The organism is Synechococcus sp. Lug-A (assembly GCF_024345655.1).
Lineage (GTDB): Bacteria > Cyanobacteriota > Cyanobacteriia > PCC-6307 > Cyanobiaceae > MW101C3.
Map to the genome: position 1 here is coordinate 1 of NZ_JAGQBN010000011.1, position 14,782 is coordinate 14,782.

A 14,782-nucleotide genomic window follows, 5' to 3' on the forward strand; every position below is an offset into this window, starting at 1 on the left:
CGGTTCGGGTTTGCGTGCCGGCATGGCCGGGGCCTTGCTCACCGGGGTGGCAGGGCGCGCGGGAGGGGCCACCGGCCGTGAGGGTGCCGGCTTGGCGGCAGCCGAAGGGGCGGCAGCTGAAGGGGGCGCGGCAGGGGGCCGGGAGGGAGGCGCTGAGCCGGCGGCCGGCGCACGTGTGGGCAGCGGCGCCGTGGGCCTGGCTGGTGGCGGAGTGGTGGAGGGGGGCTTCTGAGCCGCAGGTTGCGCGGCAGATTGCACCAGAACAGGTTTCACCGGCGCTGGCGGGGAAACCGCAGGGCGGGCCGGCTGGGCAACGATGACCGGAGGAGCTGGCGGCCGGGCCGGGGGGGGTTCAGGTGCGGCAACGGATGAGGCGGCCGCGGTGGCCGGCGGCGTTACAGGAGCCGCTTTCTTCACGGCCAGGATCGCTTTGCCAGGCTCCGCCAGCGGCGGTGTCGCGGGCTTCGGGGCGGTCATGGAGGGCGGCGTGGGTCGGGAGATGCCGCTGCCGTTGGGGCGGATCAGCTTCCGGATGCGAGCAGCTTCGTCATCGCTGATCGAGCTGCTGTGGCTGCGGGCGGCAATGGACAGCTTTTCGGCAGCGTCGAGCACGTCCTTGTTGTCCAGGCCCAGGTCCTTGGACAACTCATAGATTCTCACTTTGCCGCTGCTGGTCATTCAGGTCTCCGATCGGTCGGGGCCGCAGGTGCCGCCGGGCCCCACACGCGGTGCAGCCATCAATCATCTTGCCTCAGAGGCTGCTGCCGGAGAGCGGTTCAGCCGCTGTTCAAGCGCGGCATAGGTGGATTCCGCCACCGCGCAGCGCAGGGCGCGTTGCACCCGCTTTCGCCGCTTCGCCTCGTCAAAGCAGGCCCGGGTGGGGCACAGATAGGCCGAGCGGCCCATGCCCTGATCCAGTGCGATGCCGCCACCCGCCAGGCGGATGACCCGCAGGAACTGGTCCCGGTCGGCCAGCAGGCGGCAGCTCACACAACGCCGCAGGGTGGGGGGGGGTGCCATCGGGTGACCCTCAGCCGTTGAGCGGCTCAGCTTCCGCATCGGGTTCGCCTTCGGGCTCCAGGTCAGCTGCCGCTTCCGCGTCGGCCTCAGTTTCAGCGTCTTCCCCAGGCTCGGCTTCACCTTCATAGACAGGCTCTTCGTCTTCTTCCTGGAGGTCGAGCTCGTCTTCGGGCAGGGGATAGAGCTCCCGCAGGCGCGCATCCTCCTCCGCGCGGTTGGCCTGCTCCACCGCCAGGCGGGCTTCCGCCTCGGCCTGCTGGCGCTCGTCTTCCTCGCGCAGGGCGATCAGCTCGGCGGCGCGGGCGTCCTCGCTCACCTGGTCGTATTCGGCCGCGTTCTTGATGTCGATCTTCCAGCCGGTGAGCCGTGCGGCGAGGCGCACGTTCTGGCCTTCCCGGCCGATCGCCAGGCTGAGCATGTCCTGCGGCACAAGCACGTGGGCGTGATGCCCTTCCGGATCCACCAGCCGCACCATCTCCACCCGTGCCGGGCTGAGCGAATTGGCGATGTACTGGGCCGGATCGGGAGACCAGCGGATCACGTCGATCTTCTCGCCCCGCAGTTCGTTCACCACCTGCTGGATGCGGGAGCCGCGTGCACCGATGCAGGCCCCCACGGGGTCCACTTCGCGCTCCACGCTGTCCACTGCCACCTTGGTGCGTGGCCCCACGGCCCGTGACGGGGGGTTGGCTTCCCGCGCCACCGCCACGATGCGCACGGAACCTTCCTGGATTTCCGGTACTTCGTTTTCGAAGAGGTACACCACAAGGCCGGCGTTCGCCCGGGAGACGAACAGCTGCGGCCCGCGGCGCGCCACCTCGCTCACCTCCTTGAGGAACACCTTGAAGGTGGCATTGGCGCGGTAGTTGTCGTTGGGAAGCTGGTCGCGACGAGGCAGCTCCGCCTCCACCTCCGGCCGGCCAAGCCCGGAGCTCACCGCCATGATCACCGACTGGCGCTCGAAGCGGATCACCCGGGCGGTGAGCACGGGATCCTCCAGATCGGCGAACTCCTCCTGGATCATGCGGCGCTGCTGGTCGCGCAGTTTCTGGGCCAGCACCTGCTTGGTGGTGGAGGCGGCCATGCGGCCGAAATCGTCCTTCTCGGGGGTGACATCGAGCACCACGGTGTCGCCGATCTGGGCGTCTTCCGCCACCTGCTGCACCTCGGCGAGGGCGATCTGGTGGTCTTCACTCTCCACCTCCTCGACGATGATCTTGCTGGCGAGCACGCGGTAGCCCTCCTCATCAAGATCGAGGGCCACATCAAAATTGCTGAAGTAGTCCTCCTCGAACGGGTCCTCGCTGATGCCGAGATAGAGGGTGCGGCGGTAACGCTCGTAGCCCTTCAGCAGCGCCTCGCGCAGGGCCGCTTCCACCACCTGGGTGGGCAGCTTCTTCTCATCGCTGATGTCCTCGATCAGGTTCTGCAGACCGGGGAGAAGAACGAGCGCCATGGGATGGGAAGAGGGGTTGGAACAACAATCGGGTTGGGAAGCGGCGCGCCGCTCAGGCTGAGGGCGGAGTCACTCGCTCGGCCGGGTGAGGCTGACGGTCAGCACGTCTTGGCGGGGAATCCGCTGGCGGCGGCCACGGACGTTGAGGTGCAGGAAGGCGTCGTCGCGCTCCAGCAACAGCCCGGCACGGGTGCATTCAGCTCCGCTGGAATCCCGGAACCGCACCTCGATCGGGAAACCCCGAAAGCTGTGGAAGTCACGGTCTTCAACCAGCGTGTCGCTGAGACCAGGACTGCTGATTTCGAGAACATAGGCCTCGCTCAGCAGCTCTTCGGCCTCCATCGCCTCAGCCAGGGCACCACTGAAGGCGGCGCAATCGTCGAGGGTCACATCGCCGCCATCACCAGTGCGGATCTGCACCAGAACGATGCAGGGATGGCGATGGGTCTGGATCTGCGCCTCCACCACGCGAAATCCGGTTGTGTCAGCCACCCGGCGCGCGAGGGATTCCAGTGCGGGAAGAAGGGGGTGGGGCACCGGGCCGGGTCAGGAGCAGTGGAGCGAGCCCGACCGGCTCCTGCAGAGAACTGCCCCGGACGCTGGAGCAAGCTCATGCGCCTGGGTATGCCCGCCGGGCACTTCGTCATCCTAGAGGTCGGTGCTCCAGCACCGCCCAGAGGCCAGGCGACGCCTCACTCCGTGGTGCCCAGGCTGGTGCTCGGGGCGCCGCCGAACAGGCCGAGGCTGGGGGCCTCCCCATAAAAGTCGTCCACTCCCGCTTCACCGCGCAGGGCCGCGTCCTGGTTGATGCAGCGCTGCGGCTCCTTCACGTATTGACAGACCCTCGCCCAGAGCTTGGCGCGGGTGCCGGGAGCGCCCTGGCTGAAGAGCACCTGGTCATTGCCACCGACCATCCCCTGGATCTCCACCTGACAAAGTGCGCAGCGCACGCGGGTGCCGGGGGGGATCGAAGCCATGGCATGGCGGCGGTTGGAGGCAACTTAGGCTGCTATCTGCGGGCCCGGGCCCCACTGTTGCGACGTCGAAAAGGTGCGACGTCAAAAAGTTCCCGTTGCCAGCTGTGCGCCTCCTTCAGCTCAGTGACCCCCATCTGCTGGCCGATCCGCACGGCTGGCTTCATGGCTTTCAGCCGAACGCGTCGCTGGCCAGTGCGCTGGAGCAGGTCCTTGCGCCGGGCGAAGCTCCCTTCGATCTGCTGCTGATCAGCGGCGACCTCTGCCAGGACGAGTCGTGGGGTGGCTATGTGCGGTTGGGGCAGCTGCTGAGCGCCCGGGGCTGGCCGGTGGCGCTGCTGCCCGGCAACCACGACCACCCGGCCCTGTTGCGGGCGGCGTTGGGCCGGCAGGCTGTGATCGCACCGGCCACCGTCGATCTGGGCGAATGGCGGCTGCTGCTGATCGACACCCACCTGGCTGGCCGCGTCGATGGTGGGCTCGGCCCGGATCAGCTGCGCTGGCTGCAAGAGCAACTGCAAGCGGCCGACCGCCCCCTGCTGGTGGCCCTGCACCATCCGCCGGTGCCCATCGGCCACGGCGTCATGGATGGGATCGCCCTGCGGCACCCTGCTGCCCTGCTTGAGCTGCTGGCGGCCTGCCCCTGGCTCAGGGCGGTCACCTTCGGGCACATCCATCAGCACTGGCGGGGGGTGCTGCCCGGCCGGCCCGACGTGCAGCTGCTGGGGTGTCCTTCCACCCACCGCCAGTTCGAGGCGGTGCAGGCCTGCCCGCTGGGCCGTGCCTGCGATCCCGGCGGGCGCGTCTGGGAGCTGGCCCCGGACGGCCGCTGGCAGCAGCAACTGCGGCGCTGGCCTGCCGCTGCTGCTGCAACCGCCGCTGCTACCGCCACCCCCACCGCCACTGCCGCCCCCGGCTCGGCGCCAGCGGGTGAAGCGTCACCCCCCTAGCGTCAGTGGCCTCACGTCTCGGGCCCGTGTCCTCCGACTCCAGCGTGCTCCGTACCCTGTGGCTGCGCCTGTTGGCCTTGCCGCTGGCCTTGCTGCTGATCACGGCGGGCCCGGGATCCGCCCTGGCCGTCGCCCCCCCCTCACCGGCGGCGCCAGCGGCCACCGTCCCGGTCCCAGCTACGTCCAACACGGCTGCAGCCAGCACAGCCGGAGCCGCTACGGCCGCGCCTCCCAGTGCCCCGCCCCCAGCGGCCGCGACGGTTCCACCTCACAGCTTCGTGTCGCAGGCCGCCCGGCGGGTGGGGGAATCGGTGGTGCGGATCGACACCGAGCGCAGTGTGGCGCGCCAGGCCTTCGACCCCGCCTTGCTCGATCCATTGCTGCGTGATCTCTTCGGTGACCCCTCCAGCAGCACCCGGGAGCGGGGTCAGGGCTCCGGCGTGGTGATCGACGCCTCCGGGTTGGTGCTCACCAACGCCCATGTGGTGGATAGGGCCGATCTGGTGGAGGTCACCCTCGCTGACGGCCGCCAGCTGGATGGCCGGGTGGTGGGCGCCGATCCGGTCACCGACCTGGCGGTGGTGCGCATCGACGCCTCGCCCGATCTGGTTGCCGCTCCCCTTGGTGATTCCGAGGCCCTGGAAGTGGGTGACTGGGCCATCGCCCTGGGCAGCCCCTACGGACTGGAGCGCACGGTCACACTCGGCATCGTCAGCAGCCTGCACCGCAACATCACCAGCCTTGGCTTCGCCGACAAGCGGCTTGATCTGATCCAGACCGACGCCGCCATCAATCCCGGCAATTCCGGGGGGCCACTGATCAATGCCAGCGGAGAGGTGATCGGCATCAATACCTTGGTGCGCTCCGGTCCCGGTGCGGGTCTGGGCTTCGCCATCCCGATCAACCTGGCCCGGCGGGTGTCCGACCAGCTGCGCACCGGTGGCCAGGTGGTGCATCCCTACCTGGGCCTCCAGCTGGTGCCGCTCACTGCCCGCCGCGCCCGTGACAACAACCGTGATCCCGATGCGATTCTCCAGCTGCCGGAGCGCGATGGCGCGCTGGTGCAGCGTGTGCTGCCCGACAGCCCGGCCGAAACCGCCGGCCTGCGCCGCGGCGACCTGGTGGTGGCGGCGGCCGATCGGCCGGTGCGGGATCCAGCCAGCCTGCTGGAGCAGGTGGAGGCTTCCAAGGTCGGTGAAAGCCTGCCGCTGAAAGTGGTGCGCGGTGCCCGCGAACTGCAGCTCTCGATCCGTCCCGGCGCCCTGCCCCACCCCGCCTGAGCCTGCCCGCGCCCTTGCTACGGTCACGGCCTTTGGCGCGCCTTCGATGTCAGATCTGCAGGACCGCATGAAGCAGGCGGTGGCTGCTGCGGCCGTTGACCAGATCCGGGATGGCATGGTGCTGGGTCTGGGCTCAGGCTCCACGGCCGCCTTGATGATCAAGGAGCTGGGCGCCAAGCTCAGCCGCGGTGAACTCACCAACATCGTGGGCGTGACCACGTCGTTTCAAGGCGAAGTGCTGGCTGCGGAGCTCGGCATCCCGCTGCAGAGCCTCAACGCGGTCGAGCGGATCGACCTGGCGATCGACGGTGCCGATGAAGTCGACCCCAACTTCCAGCTGATCAAGGGCGGCGGTGCCTGCCACGTGCAGGAAAAGCTGGTGGCGCGCCGTGCCCAGCGCTTCGTTGTGGTGGTGGATTCCACCAAGCTCGTGGAACGACTCAATCTGGGTTTTCTTCTGCCGGTGGAGGTGCTGCCCGCCGCCTGGCGTCAGGTGAAGTCGGAGCTGGAGGTGATCGGCGCGGAGGTGGAGCTGCGCATGGCCGTGCGCAAGGCCGGCCCGGTGGTGACCGACCAGGGCAATCTCGTGCTCGACCTGAAGTTCCCCGGCGGGATCGGCGACCCGGTTTCGCTGGAGCAGGAGATCAACAACATCCCCGGCGTGCTGGAAAACGGTCTGTTCGTCAACCTGGCCGACCAGGTGCTGGTGGGTCAGATCACCGACGGCGTGCCCGAGGTGAAAGACCTGCCGAAGCGCTGACCGGCGTCAGCGGTTGTGGCGGCGTAACAAGAGCGGTTGCGGCGGGCTTCAGTTCAGCCGCAGCCGCACCGATTCCGCATGGCTGTGCAGGCCTTCACTGTCCGCCAGGGCGATCACGGCGGGGCCGGTGGCCTCCAGGGCCTGGCGGTTGAACTGGATCAGGCTGGTGTGGCGCAGAAAGGTTTCCACGCTGAGGGCGCCGGCGAAGCGGGCCGTGCCTGAAGTGGGCAGGGTGTGGTTGGGGCCGGCCAGGTAGTCGCCCACCGCCTCAGGGCTCCAGGGGCCGAGGAAGATCGCTCCGGCATGACGGATGTGGTCGGCCAGTGGGGCTGGCCGCTCCACCAGCAGCTCAAGGTGTTCCGGGGCGAAGCGGTCGCTGAGCCGAGCCGCCTCTTCCAGCGATGCGCAGATGCCGATCAGCCCCCAGTCGCGCAGGGCGGTGGCCGCCAGTTCCGCCCGGGGGTGGTTGCGCAGCTGGGCTTCCACCTCATGCTGCACGGCCTTGGCCACGGCGGCACTGGTGGTGAGCAGGATTGCCGCCGCCATCGGGTCGTGCTCCGCCTGCGCCAGCAGATCGGCCGCCACATGGGTGGGATTGGCGCTCTGGTCGGCGATCACCAGGACCTCGCTCGGGCCGGCGAGGGAATCGATCGCCACCCGGCCGTACACCGCCTTCTTGGCCAGGGTCACGTAAAGGTTGCCCGGGCCGGTGATCACATCCACGCGCGGGATCGAATCCGTGCCGTAGGCGAGCGCCCCGATCGCCTGGGCCCCTCCGACGCGGTAGATCTCACGGATGCCGGCCAGGTGGGCCGCTGCCAGCACGATCGGGTTGGGCCAGCCGTCGGGACCCGGTGGGGTCACCATCACCAGGCGCTGAACGCCCGCCACAGTGGCGGGGACCGCATTCATCAGCACGGTGCTGGGGTAAGAGGCCCGGCCGCCAGGCACATACAGCCCGGCCCGATCCACCGGGCTCCAGCGCCGGCCCAGGCGCTCGCCATGCACGCCGCTGACGCTGATGTCGCGGGGCAGCTGGCGCTGGTGGAAATCGAGGATGCGGCGATGGGCCAGCTCCAGGGCACTGCGCAGGTCTGCGGGGCAGGTGCGCCAGGCTTCGGCGAGCGTTTCCGCCGGAATGCGCAGGGGGTCGGGCCGCACACCATCGAAGCGTTCGGTGAGATCCAGCAGCGCTTGATCCCCTTCCAGGCGCACCCGCTCGAGGATCGCGTCCACCTGCCGTGCGGCCTCGCTCATCTCGGCGCTGCCGGTGCGCTGGGCGATCTCCTCCAGCCGGCTGCCGATCGCCTCCGGTTCCTGGAGCACCTGCATCGCCAGAGCTGCTGGTGCGTTGGTCACCGGGGGCCTCGTGCGTGTCGGTTCAAGCTAGATCCCCGCCCCTGGGCAGGTCGGCAGGGTTGAAGGTAGGATCAGCGACTGCCGATTCAGCGCCGAACCCGCCTGTGGCCAATAACAAATCCTCGAAGAAGCGCATCCTGGTTGCCGAGCGCAACTGGCTGAAGAACCGCTCCTATAAGTCGGCTGTGCGCACGCTCATGAAGCGCTGCCTCACCGCCGTCTCCAGCTACGAGCAGCAGCCTGGCGATGAGGCCAAGGAAGCGGTTCGCAGCTCCATGAATGCGGCCTTCAGCAAGATCGACAAGGCCGTCAAGCGCGGCGTTCTTCACCGCAACACCGGCGCCAACCAGAAGTCCCGGCTCAGCCACGCCGTGAAACAGGCGATCGAACCGGCAACCGCCCCCAAGGCCTGATCGCCCGCCGGGGTTTCTCTCCTTTGTTCATCAACGCAGCTCACTGCTTGAGCTTGCAGGCACTGCAGCCCCGGCAGATGTCCTACAGGTGCCACCCCCTCCAAGCTGCCCTCCCCTGCAGGGCTCCTTGCAGTTCAGGGCACTACCTCGTCTCCACCTCTCTGTCCGGTCTACGCCGCTGCCCTTCCACGCCGCCGTCATGACAGGCCAGTCCGCGCCAGCACTGACCACGCCAGCGCTTACCACGCCAGCACTGATCGACAGCCACTGCCATCTGGTGTTTCGCAACTTCGAGCACGATCTCGAGGAAGTGATTCAGCGTTGGCGCCAGGCCGGGGTGGTTTCCCTGCTGCACGCCTGCGTCGAACCTGCCGAGATTCCGGCGATTCGCGCCCTCGCCGATCGCATCCCTGAGCTGCGCTACTCCGTGGGGGTTCATCCGCTCGACACCGAGCATTGGCAGGACGACACCCCCGCGGTGCTGCGCGCTGCCGCTCAGGCCGATGGGCGGGTGGTGGCGATCGGGGAGCTGGGCCTTGACAGCTTCCGCGCCACCAATCTTCAGGTGCAGCTTGACATCCTGCGTCCGCAGCTGGACCTGGCCGTGGAGCTGGATCTCCCGGTGATCATCCACTGCCGCGATGCGGCCGAACCCATGCTGGCCGAGCTGCGAGCCCGGCAGAGCGAAGGACGCTGCCCCCGCGGGGTGATGCACTGCTGGGGCGGAACCCCTGAAGAAATGGAAGGGTTTCTGGAGCTGGGGCTGCTGATCAGCTTCAGCGGCACCGTCACCTTCGCCAAAGCCGAAGCCACCCACGCCTGTGCCCGCCAGGTGCCGGCCGACCGCTATCTGGTGGAAACCGATTGCCCGTTCCTCGCACCGGTCCCCCGTCGGGGCAAGCGCAATGAACCCTCCTTTGTGGCCTCCGTGGCCGAGCGGATGGCTGTGTTGCGCGGGGAAACCCTCACAGAAGTGGCGGCTTGCAGCACCGCCAATGCGGTAGGTCTTTTTCGACTTCCTGTGACATCCATTCCTCAATGTGTATGATGTTTTATTGGTCTGGCAGCGCGAGCGCTCCATTGTCGACGTCAGCAGTCTTGAACAGAGCTCCATAGGCCGGATTCAGGCGGGCCGCCCCTTCCGGCTCCACCCGCCTGATCCGCCCGTTTCCAGCGCGCAGGCGGCTCATTCCCCCTTGCCTTGAGCCCCAGGGCATTTCAAGCCGCTGACGCCCCCGTTCCAGGTCACTCCTCCCCCTCCGTACTGCAGGTCCCCGCATGAGCAGCGCGATCCAGGTCGCCAAGACCGCCACTTACCTGCCCGATCTCGTGGAGGTACAGAGGGCGAGCTTCAAATGGTTCCTGGAGAAAGGCCTGATCGAGGAGCTCGACAGCTTCTCCCCGATCACCGACTACACGGGAAAGCTTGAGCTGCATTTCGTCGGCGATCAATACCGGCTGAAGCGCCCCCGCCACGACGTGGAAGACGCCAAGCGTCGTGACGCCACGTTCGCCTCGCAGATGTATGTCACCTGCCGGTTGGTCAACAAGGAAACCGGTGAGATCAAGGAGCAGGAGGTCTTCATCGGTGAGCTGCCGCTGATGACCGAGCGCGGCACCTTCATCATCAACGGCGCTGAGCGCGTGATCGTCAACCAGATCGTGCGCAGCCCCGGCGTCTACTTCAAGGAAGAGCCCGACCCCAAGACCGGCCGCAAGACCTACAACGCCAGTGTCATCCCCAACCGCGGTGCCTGGCTGAAGTTTGAAACCGATAAGAACGAGCTGATGCACGTCCGGGTCGACAAGACCCGCAAGATCAACGCTCACGTGCTGATGCGGGCCATGGGCCTCTCAGACGTCGACGTGCTCGACAAACTGCGGCACCCCGACTATTACCGCAAGACGATTGAAACAGCCACCAACGTCGAGCTGATCACCTCCCAGGATCAGGCTCTGCTGGAGCTGTACAAGAAGCTGCGTCCAGGCGAGCCCCCGTCGGTAAGCGGTGGCCAGCAGTTGCTGGATTCCCGCTTCTTCGATGCCAAGCGCTACGACCTCGGCCGGGTCGGCCGTTACAAGATCAACAAGAAGCTCCGGCTCACGGTTCCCGACGAAACCCGGGTGCTCACCAAGGAGGAGTTGCTCTCCACCCTTGACTACCTGATCGGCCTGCAGCTCGGACAGCCCGGCTACGAAGTCGACGACATCGATCACCTCGGCAATCGCCGTGTCCGCTCGGTGGGCGAGCTGCTCCAGAACCAGGTGCGCGTCGGCCTCAACCGGCTGGAGCGGATCATCAAGGAGCGCATGACCGTCGGTGAGACCGAGTCGCTCACCCCGGCTCAGCTGGTGAACCCCAAGCCCCTGGTGGCGGCGATCAAGGAGTTCTTCGGCTCCAGCCAGCTCAGCCAGTTCATGGACCAGACCAATCCTCTGGCCGAGCTCACCCACAAACGCCGCATCAGCGCCCTCGGCCCTGGGGGCCTCACGCGGGAGCGCGCCGGCTTCGCCGTGCGTGACATTCACCCCTCCCACTACGGCCGCATCTGCCCGATCGAGACGCCGGAAGGGCCGAACGCCGGTCTGATCGGCTCGCTCGCCACCCACGCGCGGGTTAACGAATACGGCTTCATCGAAACTCCCTTCTGGCGCGTTGAGGATGGCATCGTCCTGAAGCAGGGCGACCCGATCTATCTCTCCGCCGACCTCGAAGACGAGTGTCGCGTTGCTCCTGGCGACGTGGCCACCGACGCCGAGGGACGCATTCAGGCCGAACTGGTTCCGGTCCGTTACCGCCAGGATTTCGAAACCGTTCCACCCACCCAGGTGGACTACGTCCAGCTGTCGCCGGTGCAGGTGATTTCGGTGGCCACCTCCTTGATCCCCTTCCTGGAGCACGACGACGCCAACCGTGCCCTGATGGGCTCGAACATGCAGCGTCAGGCGGTCCCCCTGCTCCGGCCCGAGCGGCCGCTGGTGGGCACTGGTCTTGAAACCCAGGTCGCGCGCGACTCCGGCATGGTGCCGATCACCCGTGTCAACGGTGTGGTCACCTTCGTGGATGCCACGGCGATCGTGATCCGCGATGTCGACGGTGTCGACCATCCCCACCTGCTGCAGAAGTACCAGCGCTCCAACCAGGACACCTGCTTGAACCAGCGCCCGATCGTCAAGCAGGGCGATGCGGTGATCGCCGGCCAGGTGCTGGCCAATGGATCTGCCTGCGAGGGCGGTGAGATTGCCCTGGGCCAGAACGTGCTGATCGCCTACATGCCCTGGGAGGGCTACAACTACGAAGACGCCATCCTGGTGAGCGAACGGCTCGTGCAGGACGACCTCTACACCTCGGTGCACATCGAGAAGTACGAGATCGAAGCCCGCCAGACCAAGCTCGGACCCGAGGAGATCACGCGGGAAATCCCCAATGTGGCGGAAGAGAGCCTCGGTAATCTCGATGAAATGGGCATCATCCGTATCGGCGCTTATGTCGAATCGGGTGACATCCTCGTCGGCAAGGTCACGCCCAAAGGGGAATCCGATCAGCCGCCGGAAGAGAAGCTGCTGCGTGCGATCTTCGGTGAGAAGGCTCGCGATGTGCGCGACAATTCTCTGCGGGTGCCCAACACCGAACGGGGCCGCGTGGTGGACGTGCGCATCTACACCCGCGAGCAGGGCGATGAACTGCCGCCGGGCGCGAACATGGTGGTGCGCGTCTATGTGGCCCAGCGCCGCAAGATTCAGGTGGGCGACAAGATGGCCGGTCGCCACGGCAACAAGGGCATCATCAGCCGCATTCTTCCCCGCGAAGACATGCCCTACCTGCCCGATGGTTCCCCCATCGACATCGTGCTGAACCCGCTGGGTGTGCCCTCCCGGATGAACGTCGGCCAGGTGTTCGAGTGCCTGATGGGCTGGGCTTCCTCCCACCTGGGTTGCCGCGTGAAGGTGGTGCCCTTCGATGAGATGCACGGGGATGAAACCTCCAAGAACACCGTGCAGAAGTACCTCGAAGAAGCTGCCAATCAACCCGGCAAAGACTGGGTCTATGACCCCGAGAACCCCGGCAAGATCCAGCTGATCGACGGTCGCACCGGCGAGAAGTTCGACCAACCGGTCACCGTGGGCTATGCCCACATCCTCAAGCTGGTGCACCTTGTCGACGACAAGATCCACGCCCGCTCCACCGGCCCTTACTCGCTCGTCACCCAGCAGCCTCTCGGCGGCAAAGCCCAACAGGGCGGCCAGCGGCTCGGGGAAATGGAGGTCTGGGCCCTGGAGGCCTACGGCGCCGCTTACACGCTGCAGGAGCTGCTCACCGTCAAGTCCGACGACATGCAGGGCCGCAACGAGGCACTCAACGCCATCGTCAAGGGCAAGCCCATCCCTCGCCCCGGCACACCTGAGTCGTTCAAGGTGCTGATGCGCGAGCTCCAGTCCCTGGGTCTGGACATCGCGGTGTACACCGACGAAGGCGTCGAGGTTGACCTCATGCAGGACGTCAATCCTCGCCGTAGCACCCCCAACCGGCCCACCTACGAGTCGCTCGGCGTCGCGGATTTCGACGACGACTGAAGATCCACGCCTGATCCGTTCCGTACTCCTTGACGTCCGCGCGACACCCCGGCCATGACCAACAGCAACCTCCGCACCGAAAACCACTTCGACTACGTCAAGATCACGCTCGCTTCCCCCGAGCGGATCATGCAGTGGGGGCAACGCACCCTGCCGAACGGTCAGGTGGTCGGTGAAGTCACCAAGCCTGAGACGATCAACTACCGCACGCTCAAGCCCGAGATGGACGGGCTGTTCTGCGAAAAGATCTTCGGCCCTTCCAAGGATTGGGAGTGCCATTGCGGCAAGTACAAGCGGGTGCGCCACCGCGGCATCGTCTGTGAGCGCTGCGGGGTGGAGGTCACCGAGAGCCGGGTGCGTCGTCACCGCATGGGCTTCATCAAGCTGGCGGCTCCGGTGTCGCACGTTTGGTATCTGAAGGGGATCCCCAGCTACGTGGCGATCCTGCTGGACATGCCCCTGCGGGATGTGGAGCAGATCGTTTATTTCAACTGCTACGTGGTGCTCGAAAAGGGCGACCACAAGGACCTCACCTACAAGCAACTGCTCACGGAAGATGAGTGGCTGGAGATCGAGGATCAGATCTACGCCGAGGACTCGGAGATCGAGAACGAGCCCATCGTGGGCATCGGTGCGGAAGCTCTCAAGCAGCTGCTTGTCGATCTCAACCTCACCGAGATCGCTGAACAGCTCCGCGAAGACATCGCCGGCAGCAAGGGTCAGAAGCGGGCCAAGCTGATCAAGCGCCTGCGGGTGATCGACAACTTCATCGCCACCAATGCCCGGCCGGAGTGGATGGTGCTTGATGCCATCCCCGTGATTCCGCCGGATCTGCGCCCGATGGTGCAGCTCGACGGTGGCCGTTTCGCCACCTCCGACCTCAACGATCTCTACCGCCGGGTCATCAACCGCAACAACCGCCTGGCGCGGCTGCAGGAGATCCTGGCTCCCGAGATCATCGTCCGCAACGAAAAGCGGATGCTGCAGGAGGCTGTCGATGCCCTGATCGATAACGGCCGCAGGGGCCGCACCGTGGTGGGCGCCAACAACAGGCCGCTCAAGTCCCTCAGCGACATCATTGAGGGCAAACAGGGGCGCTTCCGCCAGAACCTGCTGGGCAAACGGGTCGACTATTCCGGCCGGTCCGTGATCGTGGTGGGCCCCAAGCTGAAGATGCATCAGTGCGGTCTGCCCAAGGAGATGGCGATCGAGCTGTTCCAGCCATTCGTGATCCACCGGCTGATCCGTCAGAACATCGTCAATAACATCAAGGCGGCCAAGAAGCTGATTCAGCGCGCCGACGACGAAGTGATGCAGGTGCTTCAGGAGGTGATTGAAGGTCACCCGATCCTGCTGAACCGGGCCCCCACGCTGCACCGTCTCGGCATTCAGGCGTTCGAGCCCAAGCTGGTGGATGGTCGCGCCATCCAGCTGCACCCGCTGGTGTGCCCTGCGTTCAACGCCGACTTCGACGGTGACCAGATGGCCGTGCACGTGCCACTGGCGATCGAAGCTCAGACGGAGGCTCGCATGTTGATGCTGGCCAGCAACAACATTCTTTCGCCGGCCACCGGCGAGCCGATCATCACCCCCTCCCAGGACATGGTGCTGGGCATCTACTACCTCACGGCTCTCGATCGCAATGAGGCGAAGCCGGCCTTCGGTGACAGGAGCCGTACCTTCGCTGGCCTGGCCGATGTGCTCAATGCCTTCGATGAGAAGCACCTCGCCCTGCACAACTGGGTGTGGGTTCGCTTCTCCGGTGAGATCGACGACGAGGACGAAAGTGATGTTCCCCTCAAGCAGGAAACGCTCAGCGATGGCACCCGCATTGAGCAATGGAAATACCGCCGCGACCGCTTCGATGAAGACGGTGCTCTCATCAGCCGCTACCTGCTCACCACTGTCGGCCGCGTCGTGATGAACGTCACCATCATCGATGCGGTGGCCGCCGTCTGAAGGCTCAGTTCCGCCCGAGTTGTTTCTGCCCTCCTC

At 66.3% G+C, this 14,782-nt stretch carries 13 protein-coding genes and 1 pseudogene; 8 read left to right on the plus strand and 6 right to left on the minus strand.

The window, feature by feature from the left end:
* The coding region (locus tag KBY86_RS09365; RefSeq protein ID WP_255140995.1) for a hypothetical protein at nt 1–232 on the plus strand (232 nt) is incomplete at its 5' end.
* A gap of 305 nt (nt 233–537) precedes the next feature.
* On the opposite strand, the pseudogene KBY86_RS09370 reads toward KBY86_RS09365, so the two are convergent.
* From KBY86_RS09370 to KBY86_RS09390, 5 genes and pseudogenes are all read right to left on the minus strand, one after another.
* A pseudogene (locus KBY86_RS09370) lies at nt 538–678 on the minus strand (translation initiation factor IF-2 N-terminal domain-containing protein); the annotation flags it as partial.
* A gap of 63 nt (nt 679–741) precedes the next feature.
* Nucleotides 742–1,020, minus strand: a complete 279-nt coding sequence (locus tag KBY86_RS09375; RefSeq protein ID WP_255099870.1) for a YlxR family protein — start codon at nt 1,018–1,020, stop codon at nt 742–744.
* Nucleotides 1,021–1,030: 10 nt separating this feature from the next.
* Entirely contained in the window at nt 1,031–2,476 is a 1,446-nt protein-coding gene (gene nusA / locus KBY86_RS09380; RefSeq protein ID WP_255099869.1) for a transcription termination factor NusA, read from the minus strand.
* A gap of 69 nt (nt 2,477–2,545) precedes the next feature.
* Nucleotides 2,546–3,013 carry a ribosome maturation factor RimP gene (rimP, locus tag KBY86_RS09385; RefSeq protein ID WP_255099868.1) on the minus strand — a complete coding sequence of 156 codons (468 nt, stop codon included), beginning with the start codon at nt 3,011–3,013 and terminating at the stop codon, nt 2,546–2,548.
* 155 nt (nt 3,014–3,168) lie between these two features.
* Nucleotides 3,169–3,453, minus strand: a complete 285-nt coding sequence (locus KBY86_RS09390) for a hypothetical protein (RefSeq protein WP_094510209.1) — start codon at nt 3,451–3,453, stop codon at nt 3,169–3,171.
* Between the two features lie 104 nt (nt 3,454–3,557).
* Between KBY86_RS09390 and KBY86_RS09395 the strand changes: the two genes are divergently transcribed.
* Genes KBY86_RS09395 through rpiA form a run of 3 tightly spaced genes read left to right on the plus strand, consistent with a single transcriptional unit; the run spans nt 3,558 to nt 6,440 of the window.
* Nucleotides 3,558–4,400: a metallophosphoesterase gene (locus KBY86_RS09395; RefSeq protein WP_255140942.1), complete on the plus strand. Its 843-nt coding sequence runs from the start codon at nt 3,558–3,560 to the stop codon at nt 4,398–4,400.
* 26 nt (nt 4,401–4,426) lie between these two features.
* Nucleotides 4,427–5,680 carry a trypsin-like peptidase domain-containing protein gene (locus tag KBY86_RS09400; RefSeq protein WP_315855854.1) on the plus strand — a complete coding sequence of 418 codons (1,254 nt, stop codon included), beginning with the start codon at nt 4,427–4,429 and terminating at the stop codon, nt 5,678–5,680.
* Nucleotides 5,681–5,726: 46 nt separating this feature from the next.
* A complete protein-coding gene (rpiA, locus tag KBY86_RS09405; RefSeq protein WP_094510211.1) occupies nt 5,727–6,440 on the plus strand; it encodes a ribose-5-phosphate isomerase RpiA in 714 nt (237 codons plus the stop codon).
* A 48-nt stretch (nt 6,441–6,488) separates the two neighbouring features.
* Here rpiA and hisD read toward each other — a convergent pair whose 3' ends face one another.
* Nucleotides 6,489–7,772: a histidinol dehydrogenase gene (gene hisD, locus KBY86_RS09410; protein WP_094510427.1), complete on the minus strand. Its 1,284-nt coding sequence runs from the start codon at nt 7,770–7,772 to the stop codon at nt 6,489–6,491.
* Between the two features lie 131 nt (nt 7,773–7,903).
* Here hisD and rpsT point away from each other — a divergent pair, with 131 nt between their 5' ends.
* The 4 genes from rpsT (at nt 7,904) to KBY86_RS09430 (ending at nt 14,746) form a co-directional block, all read left to right on the plus strand.
* Nucleotides 7,904–8,212 (plus strand): 30S ribosomal protein S20, encoded by a 309-nt coding sequence (gene rpsT, locus KBY86_RS09415; RefSeq protein WP_094510212.1) that lies wholly within the window; start codon nt 7,904–7,906, stop codon nt 8,210–8,212.
* A gap of 199 nt (nt 8,213–8,411) precedes the next feature.
* Entirely contained in the window at nt 8,412–9,260 is an 849-nt protein-coding gene (locus KBY86_RS09420) for a TatD family hydrolase (protein WP_255140943.1), read from the plus strand.
* A 230-nt stretch (nt 9,261–9,490) separates the two neighbouring features.
* Nucleotides 9,491–12,787 (plus strand): DNA-directed RNA polymerase subunit beta, encoded by a 3,297-nt coding sequence (gene rpoB / locus KBY86_RS09425; protein WP_094510214.1) that lies wholly within the window; start codon nt 9,491–9,493, stop codon nt 12,785–12,787.
* Between the two features lie 54 nt (nt 12,788–12,841).
* The gene (locus KBY86_RS09430) at nt 12,842–14,746 is read left to right on the plus strand and encodes a DNA-directed RNA polymerase subunit gamma (protein WP_094510215.1); all 1,905 of its coding nucleotides are present in this window, start codon (nt 12,842–12,844) and stop codon (nt 14,744–14,746) included.
* Nucleotides 14,747–14,782 lie beyond the last annotated feature (36 nt).

Coding starts and splice junctions, on each gene's coding strand:
- KBY86_RS09420 (WP_255140943.1), top strand. CDS start 8,412: ATGACAGGCCAGTCCGCGCCAGCACTGACCACGCCAGCGCTTACCACG.
- KBY86_RS09430 (WP_094510215.1), top strand. CDS start 12,842: ATGACCAACAGCAACCTCCGCACCGAAAACCACTTCGACTACGTCAAG.
- hisD (WP_094510427.1), bottom strand. CDS start 7,772: ATGCAGGTGCTCCAGGAACCGGAGGCGATCGGCAGCCGGCTGGAGGAG.
- KBY86_RS09390 (WP_094510209.1), bottom strand. CDS start 3,453: ATGGCTTCGATCCCCCCCGGCACCCGCGTGCGCTGCGCACTTTGTCAG.
- KBY86_RS09375 (WP_255099870.1), bottom strand. CDS start 1,020: ATGGCACCCCCCCCCACCCTGCGGCGTTGTGTGAGCTGCCGCCTGCTG.
- rpiA (WP_094510211.1), top strand. CDS start 5,727: ATGTCAGATCTGCAGGACCGCATGAAGCAGGCGGTGGCTGCTGCGGCC.
- rpoB (WP_094510214.1), top strand. CDS start 9,491: ATGAGCAGCGCGATCCAGGTCGCCAAGACCGCCACTTACCTGCCCGAT.
- nusA (WP_255099869.1), bottom strand. CDS start 2,476: ATGGCGCTCGTTCTTCTCCCCGGTCTGCAGAACCTGATCGAGGACATC.